The organism is Acidobacteriota bacterium (assembly GCA_016716715.1).
Classification (GTDB): domain Bacteria; phylum Acidobacteriota; class Thermoanaerobaculia; order UBA5066; family UBA5066; genus Fen-183.
Map to the genome: position 1 here is coordinate 1 of JADJVE010000011.1, position 14,288 is coordinate 14,288.

Below are 14,288 nucleotides of genomic sequence, written 5' to 3' on the forward strand. Positions count from 1 at the left end.
GACGCGGTCGGGCGTCGGCGTAGGTGTGGGAGTGGCGGCTCTTTGCGCCTGACGCCCGATTCATTTCGGGATCAGCCCGCGTTGCTGCGTCTGCGCGCTGGTTGATCGCCTTCACCAGGCTCATGATCGCCTTGAGGTCCCTCCTGGGCGGACTTCGCCGCCTCCATCACCACGAGGAAGGCGATCGCCATGATGTCGCCGTCCCCGATGGCGCCTATGTTTGAGTAGGCCCCGGCCCTTATCGTGGTCAGTCGCCCCTTACACCTGCCGGGGTCGTTTTGCAACGAAGCGCAACGTGGATCGTCTGCTCGAGCGCCGCGAGGTCGACTGGCCTGTTCTTTCGCGCCAGCGCCACCCCTGGTCGTGCACCTGTGCGAGCAAGACCTGCGGCGACGCCTTCTTCGCCTGAACCGCTGGGCGGCGCGTCCTCGAGGTCGGGCGGAACCGGGGCGGCGGCAGGGGAGAACGACGCGGCGAGCACGAGAGCGAGAACCCGCTGCCCACTCCCCACCTGCGAGGGCCTCTTCAGCGGGAAGGGTGGGGTGGCGGCGCGTTTACGCATCGCGGGGCCTCCAGTTCCAGTCCATTCTTTCCGATGCCTCTCGGGCTGAAAATCTTTGCCTCGCCTTCGGTCGACGACGTACGAGCGGTCGATCTTCGCGAGGTTCGTCGTGCCCGTTCGGCGCATGACCATCTCCAGCTCGCGCCGCAGGATGTCGCGAGCGCGGCCTCGACGCCCGCTCTCGTGGTTCGGAACGCGGCGTAGGCCCCACACCTGCGGGCCGCTTTGATGCCGACGGCGGTCGCGCCGAGCGCGAGCGCCTTTGAAGATGTCGGTTCCGCGGCGGATGCCGCTGTCGAGGATCACGGGGACGCGCCCTTCACGGCCTATGGGACCTCACGAGGCTGTCGGATCGAGGGGCGGAGGCTCTCCTCGGCGCGGCGCCGCCGTGGTTCGAGACGACGATGCTGCCGACGTCTCCGGCGAGACAGAGCTCGGCATCCCTGCGCGTGACGACGCCCTGGTGAGAAGTTTCCCTCTCCACGCGCCCGGATGCGCGCGGCGACGTAGTCCCGCACGTCGCGTCGCAAAGAACTCATCGACCTTCGAACCGCTTCAGATTCCCTGAACACCGTCCTGCGAAGAGCGCACTGGCGATGTCGAACGGGTCGGCCGCGTGGCAATGACGAGCAGTCGCGCAAAGTCGAAGCGTCGCCCGCGCACGACGGGCACCCTGCGGGCGCTGGATCCCGCCCCGCAGGTCGAGACGGTCGGAACGAGCCGCAGGGCAGCCGGCGGCCTCGGCGCGCTTCGGCGAGGCCCTGCGCGACGGACCACTGATCGGTCGGACAGAGTTGATAACAGACCGGGCCGCCGTGCGCGGCGGCGACGCCTCCGACGCCGGTGGACGAGAGCGTGGAGAGGATCTGCAGGTTCCTCCGCGAGCGAGCGGCGCGCGCCGTCGCGATTTCGGCGTCGCCGTGGAACGCGCGCTTTGGCTGGAAACCGGGCAGAGGACGATGGGCGTTTCCACGTCGTGCCGAGAAAGGGAGAGGGAGTCGTATCGGGGGCGCGGACGCCAGCGAGACGGCGGACGCGCAGCGCGAGGTCCGCGAAGTCCTCGCCGTCCGCCCGGAGCGTCGCGTCGCCGCCGACGCCGGTCGTCATGTAGCCCCAGTGCGCGGGCGGAAGGCTCCTCTTCGCGATGGCCCTCGAGCTCGAAGACGTCCAGCGCCTTCGCGGCGGAGTCGGCGGTCGGCTCGACCCTGCCGGCGAAGACGTTGAGGCTGCCGAGCCCGGCGAGGAGCTGGCCGGCCGCGAGGAAGCGCAGGAAATCGCGGCGGGCGAAGTCGTTCACGAAGACCTCCCGGATGCGGCGGAGCGGCGGCGGACGCAGCCGGGCGATTCCAGTGGCGAAGGGCGCGACTGGGAGCGGGTTGCGGGCCTACTTCATCGGCGGCGTTGTTGGGGTGCCGTTGCGGTTGATGGCCAAGGGATTGACGAGGCACACGCCCATGTTCGTGGCGCCGTGAGCGAGCTCTGTTCTTGAACGTTGCGAGATTCTCGTACTGGCACTGGGGCGCAATGTAGTGTGCGTGTGGCCCGCGTAATCCTTCTGGACCGTCGCAAGCTTGGCCTCGAGCCTATCGACGCGATCCTGGAGTGCGGAGATGAGCATGTAGTTCGCATCTTTCAACTGCGCGTAGGGGACAGCGGGCTTGATGGTCTGCGTCTCCTTGAGACCGTGCGGCTGAAGGCCGCGAACCGACGACGAGCGCCGCGGCAAGAAGGACGGCTCCGCACACTTCGAGAATGACGCGCAGATATTTCATTCATTGCCCCTGCCTGCGCGAACGATACCGCGCGTCTCACCGGAGCCCGGAGCGTTTTCCCTTCGCGCCGGCCTCAGCGCCTCGCGGCTGGGCGACGCAAATGCGCGCTTCCTCCAGGTTCCTACTTCATGTTCTGGATGATGGCGTCCTGGGTCGTCGACATCTTCTTCATCAGGTTCGAGAGCGTCGACATCATCTTGCTCAGGCGGTCCATCGCCATCTGGAGGCGCAACGACCCATCTCGCCCATCTCCGACATGGAGTCGAGGTCGCTCTTGGCCTGCAGGCTCCTCGGAGGCCTCGTAGAGCAGGAGGAACGAGAGAGGGCCCGGGCGCGCCGCCGCCTCGGGTGTGAGCACGACCGGGGCGCGAGCGGCGGCGTGAGCGAGGGCCTCGGGGTCGCCGGGTCCCTTCGCGACCTGGGGCGCGTTCTGGCTCGCCCAGGCCTTCACCGCGGGAGACGCCGCATTCCAGAGTCGGTCGCCGCGGGCCTTTACGTCGGGAGGAAACTGCGGAGTTCTCGGCCGCACTTTGACGAGATTTCCGCGGGACATGGTTCGCGGAGTCGGGGTGCTGTCGGCCGCGAGCGCCGCGGAAGCGCCGAGGCCGAAGAGTGCGAAAAGCACGAGCGCGGCGAGGAAGAGCCGGACGTCGCGGCGGGCGGTCGGGTCGATCGGCACGGCCGAGTCTAGCGGCGCACGCGGGCGATGAGGTCCATCTCGATGGGGCGCCTCCGGGGGAGCCCCGCGACGAAGACGGTCGTGCGGGCGGGGCGGCCGTCGCCCATCCGCTTCGCGTAGACGGCGTTCATCGCGGCGAAATCGTCGCCCTTCGTCATGTAGACAGTCGTCTTGACGACGTCAGCCCAGCCGAGTCCTTCCGCCTTCAGAACGGCCTCGAGGTTGTCGAAGACGCGGTCCACGGCCTGCTCGATCGGCCCCGGCAGGACCGCGCCCGTCTTCGGGTCGCGGGGAATTTGCCCCGCTGCGAAAAGGAAGCCGCCTTCCGCGATCGCCTGCGAGTAGGGACCGGAAGCCTTTGGCGCACCGTCGGTCACGACCGCGCGCAGCGGGGGAGCGGCGGGCTTCGCCGCGGCGTCCGGTTTCGGCGTCGACTGTGAGAGGGCGCTCCCCGCGGCGAAGCACACGGCCAGAGCGAGAAGCGCGGGCGACGTGATTCTCATCGAGTCTCCTTCTATCGTTGCAAGAGCGAGTCGCAATCTATGTCGCGGATCGAGCACGCGCCAGAAGAAAGCCCGGGGGAGCGTTAACGCGCCGGACTACTTCGGCGGCACCGCCCCGCCCGCGGGCCACGTCGTGTCGCCGATGCGGGTGAGCGTCATCTCGAAGAAGCGGACGGGGGTCCTTGCCGGTCGCCGAGGCGGTCGCCGACTTCCCTTGAGCGTCCGTCCTTGATGACGGCCGTGTACCGGGATCGTCATGGGCCCGGCCGGGATTTCCCAGATGTAGCCGTCGGGCGTGGGCTTGATGACGAAGTCGCCGGCGTTGCCCATCGCGTACGAATGAAGCGTGTAGGCGTTCTTCGCGGGGTTGAAGGAGATCGTCCCGAACGCGTTGAACGAGACGCGCCCGTCCGCCTCATAGCCTTTCCCTCGATGACCTTCACGGCGCCGTCGAGGAACGGTCCGATGCGCTCGGTCTGCGTGATCGTGTGCTTCTCGCCCGACGGGAGGATCGTCCACGCGGGCCCCGCCAGACGCCGTCCATGGCCGCGAAGGCCTTCAGGGCGTCCTTCTGGGCGGTGAGGAGGGCCGCGGATCAGGCCGGCCCCTGCGCGAGGGCCGGGGCGGCCAGGCAGAGGGCGAGCATCAGCGGGAGACGGCGAGGTGTTTGCATGAGACGGATTCTCTCTCTCACTCCGGGTAGGGCGCCGTGAGGAGCGCTGCCATCGAGCGCATGCCGCTCCAGGTAGTGGCCCATGCGCAGGTTCTCGTCGTACGCGTGCTGGTTGTTGTCGGCGTTCACGACGGGGACCTGCACGAACGGCGCCTTCAGCGGCCCGACGATCGCGTGCGTCGGGAGCGTGCCGCCCATCATCCGGATGCGCACGAGCGGCGCGGCGGGCCATGCGCCGCCGAGCGCCGCCGCCGCCCAGCGGCCCACCGGTGCGTCGAACGGCTGCCGCGCGGCCTCCTCGGGTGCGGTGCGTCGAATCGCGCGAGCTTCGGCCAGCGCGCGCGCTCCTCGTCCGTGGGGTCCTTCTCGACGAGGTGCCAGCCCTGCGCCTCGACGTGCTTCTTCAGGAGGCCGACGAGGAACGCCGGGTCGGACTCGACGGTCGTGCGCAGATCCAGCTCGGCGACGGCGTCGCGCGGGAGCACGTTCGCCGCCTTCTCGCCGACGCTCGCCGACGCGAGGCCGCGCACGTTGAGGGACGGGTACTGGAGCGACTCCTGGTACGTGACGCCGACCTTTTCCTGCTGCGATATGCCGACCCTCTGTTTCAGCGCGGCCTCGTCGTCGGGCACCTCGGCGAGCGCCTTGCGATCCGCTTCGGTGAGGTTCGTGCGCCCGTAGTACCCGGCGACCGTAACCCGTCCGTCCTCGTCCTTCATCGACGCAAGGAGTTTCGCGAGGCGCAGCGCGGGGTTGGGCACCCAGTTGCCGAAGTGCCCGCTGTGCAGCGGCGCGCGCGGCCCGTAAACGGTGAGCGTGACGGCGACGACGCCGCGGTTTCCGAATGCGAGCGTCGGGCGGTTGGACGCGTGCACCGGCCCGTCGAGGAGGACGACGGCGTCGGCCGAGAGGAGAGCCGCGTTACCCGCGACGGCGGCGGCGATGCCGGGCGAGCCGACCTCCTCCTCGCTGTCGAGGAGAACCTTCACGTGGAAGGCCGGGTCGATCCGTTTCGCGCGCAGGATGTCGAAAACCGCGAGGAACATGACGATCGGCCCCTTGTCGTCGGAGGACGAGCGCGCGAAGACGCGCAGCTCCGGGTCGAAGCCGGGCTTCAGGAGCTCGGCGCGGTCCACCTCGGCCCACTTCCCGTCGGGCCCGCGCCGCTTGACGACGGGCAGCCAAGGGTCCTTCTGCGCCCACTGCGAAGGGACGACAGGCTGGGCGTCGAAGTGGATGTAGAAGAGGACCGTCTTCTGCGCGGGGGCCTTGCCGTACTCGGCGAAGACGAGCGGGCGGCCCTTGTTTTCGATGAGGCGCGTCGTGAACCCGCGTCTCCGGAAGGCGGCCTCGAGCCAGGCTGCATTTCGCTGGATGTCCGCAGGCCGAGCGGGGTCGTTCGGGAGGGCGAGGAACTCGAGGAACTCCGGGAACGTCCCGACGGCGGCACCCGCGATCGAGGCGTCGTCGACGCCTGGCGGGAGGGACAGCGTGCGCCGGGAGCGCGGCGCCGGAGAGGGCGGCGCCGAGGCACAGGGCGAGGGCGGTCGAGCGCATGCGGGGCCTCCGGAAGCACTCTACCGCCGTTGGCGTCCTAGACTGTGCCCGACTGGAGGATCTATGGCACGCCTCTCAGTCCTCGCGCTCTCTTTTTTCCTCGCGCTTCCCTTTCCGCCTCGGACGCTCCGGCGCAGGCTCCCGCCAAAGAAGTCTCCTCTCGGCCGACTCCGGCCGCACCACGGCCGCGGGCGCGACGTTCACGGCGCCGGCGGGCTGGACGATCGTGACGAAGGGCCCGCTCGTGGTGCTGGACCCGCCCGAGGGGGACTCGCACCTCGCGATCGTGGACGCCGAGGCGAAGGACGCCGAGGCCGCGGTCGCCGCGGCGTGGGCCGCCTACAAGCCCGACGTGAAGCGGCCGCTGAGGCTCGCGACGCCGGGCGCCCCGCGCAACGGCTGGGAGGAGCGGAAGAGCTTCGAGTACGAGACCTCGCCGAACGAGCGCGTCGTCGTCGTGGCGGGCGCGTGGCGCGCCGGGAAGGCGTGGGTCGTCTTCATCCTGGACGCGACCGAGCCGACGGCCGAGAAGCGCGGAGCGCCGATCGGCCTCGTCCTGCAGAGCCTCCGCCCCAAGGGCTACTCGCGCGAGAGCTTCGCGGGGAAGAAGGCCCATCCGCTCAACGCGGCGCGGATCGCGACGCTGAAGGCGTTCGTCGAGGACGGCATGAAACAGTACGCGGTGCCGGGCGTCGGGCTGAGCTTTCTCGACGGCGGCAAGGTCGTGTGGGAAGGCGGCCTCGGCGTGAAGGAGCTCGGCAAGCCGGACAAGGTCGACGCGGACACGCTCTTCATCGCGGCGTCGAACACGAAAGCGCTCACGACGCTGCTCCTCGCCGAGCTCGCCGACGAGAAGAAGCTCGGCTGGAACCAGCCCGTCACGGGGTCTATCCCGCGTTCCGGCTCGGCGACGCGGCGACGACGAAGCAGGTGCTCGTGAAGCACCTCGTGTGCGCGTGCACGGGTCTCCCGCGGCAGGACATGGAATGGCTCTTCGAGTACCGGAGCGCGACGCCCGCGTCGGCGCTCGGCCTCCTCGGCACCATGCAGCCGACGAGCAAGTTCGGCGAGGTCTTCCAGTACAGCAACCTGATGGCGGCCGCGGCGGGGTTCATCGGGGATCGCTGTCGTACCCCGGGCGCGAGCTGGGCACCGCGTACGACGAGGCGATGCGGGCGAAGGTCTTCCTGCCCCTCGGCATGACGAACACCACGTTCGACTTCGCGCGCGCCCTCAGGGGAAACGTCGCGCAGCCGCACGGCGACGACCCGGACGGGAAGACCGTGCGGGCCCGGATGGACCTGAACGAGTCCATCGTGCCGGCCCGGCCGGCCGGAGGCGTGTGGACGAGCGCCCGCGACCTCTCGAAGTACGTGGCGATGGAGCTGGCGAAGGGCGCGCTTCCGGCGGCGCAAGCGCCTCGTCTCGGAGGAGAACCTCCTCGCGCGGCGCGCGCCTCAGGTCGCCGTCGGTGAGGACGTCACGTACAGGATGGGCCTCTTCGTGGACAAGAAGTGGGGAATCCCGATCGTGCACCACGGCGGCGACCTCGCCGGGTACCACAGCGACATGATCTGGCTGCCCGAGCACGGCGTCGGCGCCGTCATCCTGACGAACTCGGACGCGGGCGTCTCGCTGCGCGGGCCGCTCCTGAGGCGCCTCGTCGAGGTGCTCTTCGACGGCAAGCCGGAGGCCGAGGAGTCGATCCGCGTCGGGGTCAAGCAGCGGGCGGCGGCCATCGCGAAGGCGCGCGAGCGCCTCGTGATCCCGGCCGACGCCTCCGCGGCGGCGAAGCTCGCGCCGCGCTACGCGAGCAAGGCCCTCGGCGATCTCGCCGTGAAGAAGGGCGCGGCGGCGCCGTCGTCTTCGACGTTGGCGAGTGGCACAGCATCGTCGCGTCGCGCAAGAACGACGACGGGACGATCTCCTTCATCACGATCGACCCGACGATCGAGGGCTTCGAGTTCGTCGTGGCGGACAAGGACGGAAAGCGCTCCCTCGTCCTGCGCGACGCGCAGCACGAGTACGCGTTCGACGAGGCGAAGGGGAACTAGGCGTGGCCCGGGGATCGGCGTGCGCGGCGCTCATCCTGTTCGTCGTGTCGTGCGGGGCGGCCGCCGCGCCGGGGGCCGACGCCCAGGCGCCCGACCCGCTCGCCGCGGAGGCGAAGAAGCGCAACGCCGCGCTCGTCGCCGACGGCTTCAACATGACGCACGGCTGGAGCCTCGAGCGGAAGGGCGTCCGCTTTGAATTCCTGCTGCCGCGGGCCAGCGACGGGCACCGGCTCAGCTTCTGGATGGAGACCCGCGAGGGCGAAGCCTCGGTGACGCTCGTCGGGCCGGACGGTGCGCCGCTCCTCGCGTGGGCCGGGCGCCGGGGCGAGTCCGACGTCACGCGTGTGCTCGCGGCGGGGAAGTACGTCCTCGAGATCGATCCCTCGAAGGCGTCCGGGGGCCGCGCCCTCTTCGGCGTGAAGGGATTCCTCGTCCATCGCTGCGAGATGAACGCCGCGCTCACGTCCGAGCAGCCGGCGGCGCCCGCGCGGGGCTTCCACTGGCCGTACTTCCTTTACGTGCCGAAGGCGCCACGCTCGGGGCACCTCCTCGTGGTCCCGAACAACACGGGTACACCACCGACGACGTGGAGATGATCCGCGCCGCGTCCACGTGCGAGGTGCGCCGGCAAGCGGCGCTCGCCGATGCGCTCGGCGCGCCGCCCCTCGTGCCGCTCTTTCCGCGGCCGCCGATCGGGGGCGACGAAAACCTTTACCTCCACGCGCTCACGCGCGCGGCCCTGCAGACGGAAGCTCCCGCGTTCCGGCGTGTCGACTTGCAGCTCCTTGCCATGGCGGACGACGCGCGGGCGGTTCTCGCGGCCAGGGGAATCACGGTCGACGCGAAGGTCCTCCTGCGCGGTTTCTCGGCGTCGGGTTCGTTCGTGAACCGCTTCGCCGTCCTTCACCCCTCGCGGGTCCTCGCGGTGGCCTGTGGGTCGCCGGGCGGCTGGCCGATCGCGCCCGTCGAGAAGGCCGACGGCAAAACGCTGCCGTACCCCGTCGGCGTGGCCGACGTCCGCGCGCTCGTGGGAAGGCCCGTCGACGAGCGCGCGTTGAAGGCCGTCGCGTGGCTCTTCTTGCTCGGCGACAAGGACGCGAACGACGCGGTGATCTACCGCGACAGCTTCTCGAAGGCCGACGAGGAGCTCGTCTTCCGTCTCTTCGGCCCGACGCCGGTCTCCCGCTGGAAGGGGGCCGAGGGCCTCTACCAGAAGGCGGGCCTCGACGCGCGCTTCGTCCTCTACCCGGGCGTCGGGCACGAAGTGACGCCGGAGATGGACGCGGACGTCGCGAAGTTCTTCGAGGAGAGACTGGCCGCCGCGCGTTCCACGGCACGCTGACACCGAAATGCGGACGACCGGCCCGGGGGGGGGGCCGGTTCGTGGCGTTTCAAATGGTGGAGGCGGGGGGAGTCGAACCCCCGTCCGAAGCGCCCGAACGTCGAGATTCTCCACGCTCAGTCCGGACTTGTTTTTTTAACCTCCGCGTCTTCAGGTCCGGACGACCGGGCGCGGCAGCGATCCTGAGCTTCTCGGGCCATCTCTTCAGGCGGCGGAGATGATCCCCAGTCCGGATTTCGCGTCAAACGCCGAGGCGCCCCGGACAGGCTCCCCGGCGCCCGTCACGGCTAATTAAGCCGCGAGAGCGTAATCGCTGTTGGCGATTGAATTTGACCGTCGTTTTTACGAGCGAACGGCCGTGCTCGGCGTGCTCCTCGATCGCTGAATGCCCCGTCGAAACCGGGACGCCCCCAACCGTGATCGGTGAGGATAACAGGTCGGCACCCGGGCGAAAAGACCCGGGAGTCGCCATAATTCGCGGGTGACGCGCGCGACGGCCCGGTTCCTCGTTCTTCTCGCCGCCGCGGGATTCTCGTTCCTGTCCGGCGCCCGCTCCGTCGAGGCCCAGGACGCGTCCCTCGCGGGACGGCAAGCCGCCCGCGTCGATCCGCGCCGAAGAGCGCGACGGGCGGACGTTCCTTCTCGTCAACGACGCCGTTGCCGCCCTCGACGGGACGATCGCGTGGGACGAACGCACGCGCTCGTACGAGGTGAAGGTCAAGGGCCGGACGGCCGTCTTCGGCGCCGAGTCGCCGATCGCCGTCGTGGACACGAAGGTCGTGAACCTCGCGTCGCCCGTGCGCGCGTCGAGCCTCGGCGCGTGGGCCGAGCCGGAGTTCTTCGTCAGGGTTCTCGGTCCGCTCACGGGCCAGGCGCTCGCGTGGGACAAGGGGACGCGCACGCTCTCGGCGAAGAAGTCGGATTTCGTCGGAAGTCGGCGTGGGAGCCCTCCGTCGCGGAGCTCGGCGACGTCACGAAGATCGTGCCCGATTCTCGCAGTCGCCGTCGTACGCGGTGGAGGCGACGCCGGAACAGGTCGTCCTGCACTTTCCGGGCACGCGCCTCACCGCGCCGTCGCCCGAGCGCGTCCTCGATTCGCCGCGCGTCGTGCGAGCTCCTCGTGCGCGGCGGCGAGGTGACGATCGTCTTTCGCGAAAGGGCCTCGCCGCGAACGTCTATGCGCTCAGGACGCCGCCCCGCCTCGTCGTGGACGTCGCCCGCAAGGCCGGAGCCGCGCCCTCCGCCGCGCCCGCCGCGCCGGTCCCGGCGCCCGCCGCCGCGAACGAACGAAGACGATCGTCGTCGACCCGGCCACGGCGGAACCGAGGAAGGGGCGAAGGGGCCGGGCGGCTCGCTTCGAGAAGACGCGACGCTCGCGCTCGCGAGGACGGTCGTCGAGACGCTCCAGCGCCGCGGGTACCGCGTCCTCATGACCGGACGACGGATGCGACCGTGGGGCTCGACGACCGGGCCGCCGCCGCGAACGCCGCGAAGGCGGACGTCTTCCTCTCCATCCACTGCAACGCGTCGCGCGCGGCCTCCGCGCACGGCACGGAGGTCTACTACCTGTCGCTCGACGCGTCCGACCGCGCGGCGGCCGCGCTCGCCGAGAGCGAGAACCGCGCCGCGCCCGGGGCGGCCAGCGCGAGAAGAACGCCGCGGTGCGCGACCTCGACCTCATCCTCTGGGACTCGCGCAGAACCAGCACCTCGGCGCGTCCGCGCGCCTCGCCGAGATCGTGCAGGCCGACTTCAACCGCCTGCTCGGGATCACGACGCGCGGCGTGAAGCAGGCGCCGTTCCGCGTCCTCATCGGCGTGAACGCGCCCGCGGTGCTCGTCGAGGTGTCGTTCATCACGGACCCCGACGAGGAGAAGAAGATCAATTCCGAGGAGTTCCGCCGGCAGGGTCGCGGACACGCTCGCGGGCAGCCTCGAGACGTACTTCCGGTCCGCCGACGGCGCCGCGCCCGTGCCGTACGCGCCGAAGAACGGCAAGAGCTGAGTCCCGTGGCCCGCCGCTTCGCGCTCGCGCTCGTCGCGATCCTCGCCCTGCTCCTCGGTGCGTTCGTCGTGATGCGGAGCGTCAGGAGCCCGAAGGCCGGCGCGCCGCCCGCTCCCGCGCCTCGCCCGACGGCCGTCGTGCCGCCGACGCCGATCCCCGCGCGCAACGTGACGCTGTTCTTCGAGTCGAAGGAGGGCGACGGCATGCTGCACCCCGAGGCGCGCGACGTGCCCGTGGCCGCGGACGACGTCGCGTTCCTGCGGGCGGTGGCGTCCGGCGTCGTCGAGGGGCCCCGCAGCGCCGACCTCGTCAAGCCGTTTCCCGAGGGCTGGACGCTGCGCGGTGCGTACCTCCTGCGCGACGGCGTGGCCGTCCTCGACGTCGCGCCGCCCGCTCTCGTGAAATGGCAGGCCGGCGCGCACGAGGAGGACGCCGCCGTGCAGGCGCTCGCCGTCACGGTCCGGCAAGAACATGGCGGGCGTGACGCGCGTCGTCTTCCTCGTGGCGGGGGAGCCCGCCGAGACGCTCGCGCCAGGACGTGGACCTCGCGCACCCGATCGCGCCGGACTTACGCGCGCGCCGCCCGGGAACGCCGCCCGGCGCAGACCGCCGCCGGCGGCGACACGGACGCCGGCTCCGACGCCCACGGCGACGTCGACGCCGGCGCCGCGACCCCGAAGCCGGCGGGGCCGCCCGCGAAGCCGAAGGGGAAACGACGTGAGCGACGAACGGAGCCATCGGCCTCTTCGACTCGGGTTTGGGCGGGCTGACCGTCCTCGGGCGATCGCCCGCCGGCTCCCGCACTGGCGCGGCTCCTCTATCTGGGCGACACGGCGCGCCTTCCGTACAGGACGAAATCCGCCGGGACCGTCCCGCCGCTACGCCCGCCGCGCGGTCGGGGCTCCCTCCTCGACCACGGCGTGAAGGCCCGTCGTCATCGCCTGCGGAACGGCCTCGGCGCTCGCGCGCTCGACGCGATCGTCGAGAGCTGACGCCGGTGCCCGTGATCGGCGTCGTGCCGGCCGGCGCCGTCGCCGCCGTCGCCGCCGAGCGCGGGCGCGCTGGCGGCGGCAGGAGAACCGCGCGGGCCGATCGCCGTCCTCGCGGCCGAGGCGACCGTGGCGTCCGAGCATTGACTGAACGGTTCACGCGCTGGATCCCAGCGCGAAGTGCTCACACGGCGTGCCCGCTCTTCGTGCCGCTCGCCGAGGAGGGCTAGACCGGGAACGAGGTCACCCGCGCGGGCGCGCGCCCGGTACCTCCCAGGCCGTGGGCTCATCAGGCGCGCGCATCGTCGTATCTCGGCTCACGCGCCACCCGCCACTCGCGGGGACGATCGCAGCGGCGCTCCCGCCGGAACGGAACTCGTCGACTCGGCGCACGCGGCGGCGGACGCGCTCGAAGCGGCGCTCCGCCGACCGCCCGCCGCGAGAGAACGAGCCCGGCGAGACGCGCATTCTCGTCACGGACGCGTCGGATCGGCTCCGCCGCGTCGCGGGCCACCTCCTCAGCCGGCCCGCGGCGGAACTCACGCTCGTAGGCCTGCCGATGTGAAGGTCCGCGGGCGCCCTGGTCCGCGATAAAGAGGACAATCCCCGCGTGAAGAACCCCAACGCCCTCTCCCGTGCCGGGCGGCCGCGCCCTTTTCGCTGCGTCCCGTCTCGATCGTCGCGACGCGGTGCCCCACGCGGAGGGCTCGTGCCTCATCACACAGGGCGAGACCCAAGTGCTCGTCACGGCAACCGTCGAGCCGAAGGTGCCGCCCTTCCTCCAGAAGACCGGCCTCGGCTGGATCACCGCCGAATACGGATGCTCCCGCGCGCGACGCACGAGCGGACGGCGCGCGCGGGCCGCTGCTGCCCAGGAAGCAGACGGGCCGCACGCTCGAGATCCAGCGCCTCATCGGGCGCGCGCTTCCTTCAACGTCGCGGATCCCTGCGATCCTCGCGGGACCGGACGATCACCTCGACTGCGACGTCCTCGTGGCCGACGCGGGGACGCGCTGCGCGTCCGTGACAGGCGCGTACGTCGCCCTGATGCTCGCCGCCGGCACGCACGCCCTTCCAAAGCGCGGACGATCCGCCGGGAGCCCGCTGCCCGAGGCCGTGGCGGCCCGATCTCCCTCCGGCGTCACGGCCGGGGCCGAAGGCTTCCCGGACGCGCGCACGTTACTCCTCGACCTCGACTACTCCGAGGACTCGACCGCCGAGGTCGACCAGAACGTCGTCGGGACGTCGTCCGGGACGCTTCGTCTGAGATCCCGGGCACCGCGGAGAAGGAGCCGACCGACGAGGCGATGCTCAGCGAGCTTCTCGCCGCCGCCCGGCCCCGAAAGCCTCTCCGAGCTCTTCCGCGTCAGTGCGCGGCGCTCGAGGGCGCGTGCCGGACGCGTGGCTGCCGGACCTGCCTCAGGCCCGCGCGAGAAGAGATCCGCGCAAAGACTTCGGCGGAAACCGGCCCGGATCTTCAAGAGGCGTAGTGCCCCGGCCCGAGGCTCGAGGAACGTCGCGTCGGGCGGGCCTTCAGGATCGCCCGCGCGTCTTTCAGCGGCACGAGGGGATGCGCGCTCGCGGTCACGACGAGCGGCATCGTCGTCCCCTGAGCGCTCAGGCAAAGAGGGCGCCCCGAGGACGCCGTCCACCGGACTTCTCGGTCACGCCCAGAAGAGCGTCTGCTTTCTTCGACGGAGCCGGTCTGCGCCCCTCGACGGCCCGCGCGACAGGCGCGCCTTCTTGCCAGGCGTCGCCCTCCGAAGCCGTACGCGGCGGCACTTCTGAGGGAGGACTCGGGACGCTCTCGAGGACGGCGCGGCGCGACATCGCCTTCCACTTGAGCGTGTCCGTGAAGCCGTAGGGCGCCGCGCCGAGGGGCGAGACGAGCGCCACAGCGGCGACGCGTTCAGCACGCGAGGGCCGCGATCTCGCCAGCGACGCGCCCGCCGAGAGGTGGCCCACGAGGAAGACGGGCTGCTTCGGCAGACGCCGAGGACCCATCCGCGCAGGCGCCGCCGGAGTCGTAGCCGTCGGGGATTCGGCCCGCGGAAGGCCCGGGAGGTCGAGCGCCTGGATCGCGTAGGTCTTCGCAGGCGGGACGCGCCAGCGTCGGCCCAGTCGGCCCGCGCAGCCGCTTGAACCGTGGAGGAG

General features: G+C 71.0%; 14 protein-coding genes, 1 other RNA gene and 2 pseudogenes. 8 read left to right on the top strand and 9 right to left on the bottom strand.

Going from position 1 to position 14,288, the window contains the following annotated elements; all coding sequences use genetic code 11:
- Positions 1–247: 247 nt before the first annotated feature.
- Both IPL89_16105 and IPL89_16110 read right to left on the bottom strand, forming a co-directional pair.
- The gene (locus IPL89_16105; protein ID MBK9064695.1) at positions 248–868 is read right to left on the bottom strand and encodes an alpha-hydroxy-acid oxidizing protein; all 621 of its coding nucleotides are present in this window, start codon (positions 866–868) and stop codon (positions 248–250) included.
- A gap of 249 nt (positions 869–1,117) precedes the next feature.
- Positions 1,118–1,669 (bottom strand): hypothetical protein, encoded by a 552-nt coding sequence (locus IPL89_16110; protein ID MBK9064696.1) that lies wholly within the window; start codon positions 1,667–1,669, stop codon positions 1,118–1,120.
- A gap of 37 nt (positions 1,670–1,706) precedes the next feature.
- Between IPL89_16110 and IPL89_16115 the strand changes: the two genes are divergently transcribed.
- A complete protein-coding gene (locus tag IPL89_16115; GenBank protein MBK9064697.1) occupies positions 1,707–2,051 on the top strand; it encodes a hypothetical protein in 345 nt (114 codons plus the stop codon).
- Positions 2,052–2,455: 404 nt separating this feature from the next.
- Here IPL89_16115 and IPL89_16120 read toward each other — a convergent pair whose 3' ends face one another.
- The 5 genes from IPL89_16120 to IPL89_16140 form a co-directional block, all read right to left on the bottom strand.
- Positions 2,456–3,013, bottom strand: coding sequence for a hypothetical protein (locus IPL89_16120; protein ID MBK9064698.1), 558 nt, complete (start codon positions 3,011–3,013; stop codon positions 2,456–2,458).
- Between the two features lie 8 nt (positions 3,014–3,021).
- Positions 3,022–3,516, bottom strand: coding sequence for a hypothetical protein (locus IPL89_16125; protein MBK9064699.1), 495 nt, complete (start codon positions 3,514–3,516; stop codon positions 3,022–3,024).
- Positions 3,517–3,612: 96 nt separating this feature from the next.
- Complete coding sequence (locus IPL89_16130; GenBank protein ID MBK9064700.1) at positions 3,613–3,846, bottom strand: hypothetical protein; 234 nt, start codon at positions 3,844–3,846, stop codon at positions 3,613–3,615.
- 265 nt (positions 3,847–4,111) lie between these two features.
- Positions 4,112–4,402, bottom strand: coding sequence for a hypothetical protein (locus IPL89_16135; protein MBK9064701.1), 291 nt, complete (start codon positions 4,400–4,402; stop codon positions 4,112–4,114).
- Positions 4,387–5,325, bottom strand: coding sequence for a M20/M25/M40 family metallo-hydrolase (locus IPL89_16140; protein ID MBK9064702.1), 939 nt, complete (start codon positions 5,323–5,325; stop codon positions 4,387–4,389). Before IPL89_16140 ends, IPL89_16135 begins: the two co-directional genes overlap by 16 nt.
- Before the next feature lie 419 nt (positions 5,326–5,744).
- Between IPL89_16140 and IPL89_16145 the strand changes: the two are divergent.
- The 3 genes and pseudogenes from IPL89_16145 to IPL89_16155 all read left to right on the top strand — a co-directional run bounded on the left by IPL89_16145 (position 5,745) and on the right by IPL89_16155 (position 9,142).
- Positions 5,745–7,800, top strand: a pseudogene (locus IPL89_16145) (beta-lactamase family protein).
- Positions 7,801–7,802: 2 nt separating this feature from the next.
- On the top strand, positions 7,803–8,396 hold the full coding sequence (locus tag IPL89_16150; protein MBK9064703.1) for a hypothetical protein: 594 nt from the start codon (positions 7,803–7,805) through the stop codon (positions 8,394–8,396).
- Positions 8,387–9,142 carry a hypothetical protein gene (locus IPL89_16155; protein MBK9064704.1) on the top strand — a complete coding sequence of 252 codons (756 nt, stop codon included), beginning with the start codon at positions 8,387–8,389 and terminating at the stop codon, positions 9,140–9,142. Before IPL89_16150 ends, IPL89_16155 begins: the two co-directional genes overlap by 10 nt.
- A gap of 54 nt (positions 9,143–9,196) precedes the next feature.
- Here IPL89_16155 and ssrA read toward each other — a convergent pair.
- Positions 9,197–9,554: a transfer-messenger RNA gene (gene ssrA, locus IPL89_16160) on the bottom strand.
- Between the two features lie 298 nt (positions 9,555–9,852).
- Here ssrA and IPL89_16165 point away from each other — a divergent pair.
- The 4 genes and pseudogenes from IPL89_16165 (at position 9,853) to rph (ending at position 13,624) form a co-directional block, all read left to right on the top strand.
- Positions 9,853–10,281 carry a hypothetical protein gene (locus tag IPL89_16165; protein ID MBK9064705.1) on the top strand — a complete coding sequence of 143 codons (429 nt, stop codon included), beginning with the start codon at positions 9,853–9,855 and terminating at the stop codon, positions 10,279–10,281.
- 38 nt (positions 10,282–10,319) lie between these two features.
- A complete protein-coding gene (locus IPL89_16170; protein MBK9064706.1) occupies positions 10,320–11,915 on the top strand; it encodes an N-acetylmuramoyl-L-alanine amidase in 1,596 nt (531 codons plus the stop codon).
- A gap of 499 nt (positions 11,916–12,414) precedes the next feature.
- Complete coding sequence (locus tag IPL89_16175) at positions 12,415–12,699, top strand: hypothetical protein (protein MBK9064707.1); 285 nt, start codon at positions 12,415–12,417, stop codon at positions 12,697–12,699.
- 70 nt (positions 12,700–12,769) lie between these two features.
- A pseudogene (gene rph / locus IPL89_16180) lies at positions 12,770–13,624 on the top strand (ribonuclease PH).
- Positions 13,625–13,751: 127 nt separating this feature from the next.
- On the opposite strand, the gene IPL89_16185 reads toward rph, so the two are convergent.
- A complete protein-coding gene (locus tag IPL89_16185) occupies positions 13,752–14,138 on the bottom strand; it encodes a hypothetical protein (protein MBK9064708.1) in 387 nt (128 codons plus the stop codon).
- Between the last annotated feature and the right edge of the window lie 150 nt (positions 14,139–14,288).

Bases quoted from the DNA above. Each gene is read 5' to 3' on its own strand.
- IPL89_16185 (MBK9064708.1), bottom strand. From the start codon at position 14,138: ATGGGTCCTCGGCGTCTGCCGAAGCAGCCCGTCTTCCTCGTGGGCCAC.
- IPL89_16130 (MBK9064700.1), bottom strand. From the start codon at position 3,846: ATGGGCAACGCCGGCGACTTCGTCATCAAGCCCACGCCCGACGGCTAC.
- IPL89_16115 (MBK9064697.1), top strand. From the start codon at position 1,707: ATGGCCCTCGAGCTCGAAGACGTCCAGCGCCTTCGCGGCGGAGTCGGC.
- IPL89_16170 (MBK9064706.1), top strand. From the start codon at position 10,320: ATGCGCTCAGGACGCCGCCCCGCCTCGTCGTGGACGTCGCCCGCAAGG.
- IPL89_16110 (MBK9064696.1), bottom strand. From the start codon at position 1,669: ATGACGACCGGCGTCGGCGGCGACGCGACGCTCCGGGCGGACGGCGAG.
- IPL89_16125 (MBK9064699.1), bottom strand. From the start codon at position 3,516: ATGAGAATCACGTCGCCCGCGCTTCTCGCTCTGGCCGTGTGCTTCGCC.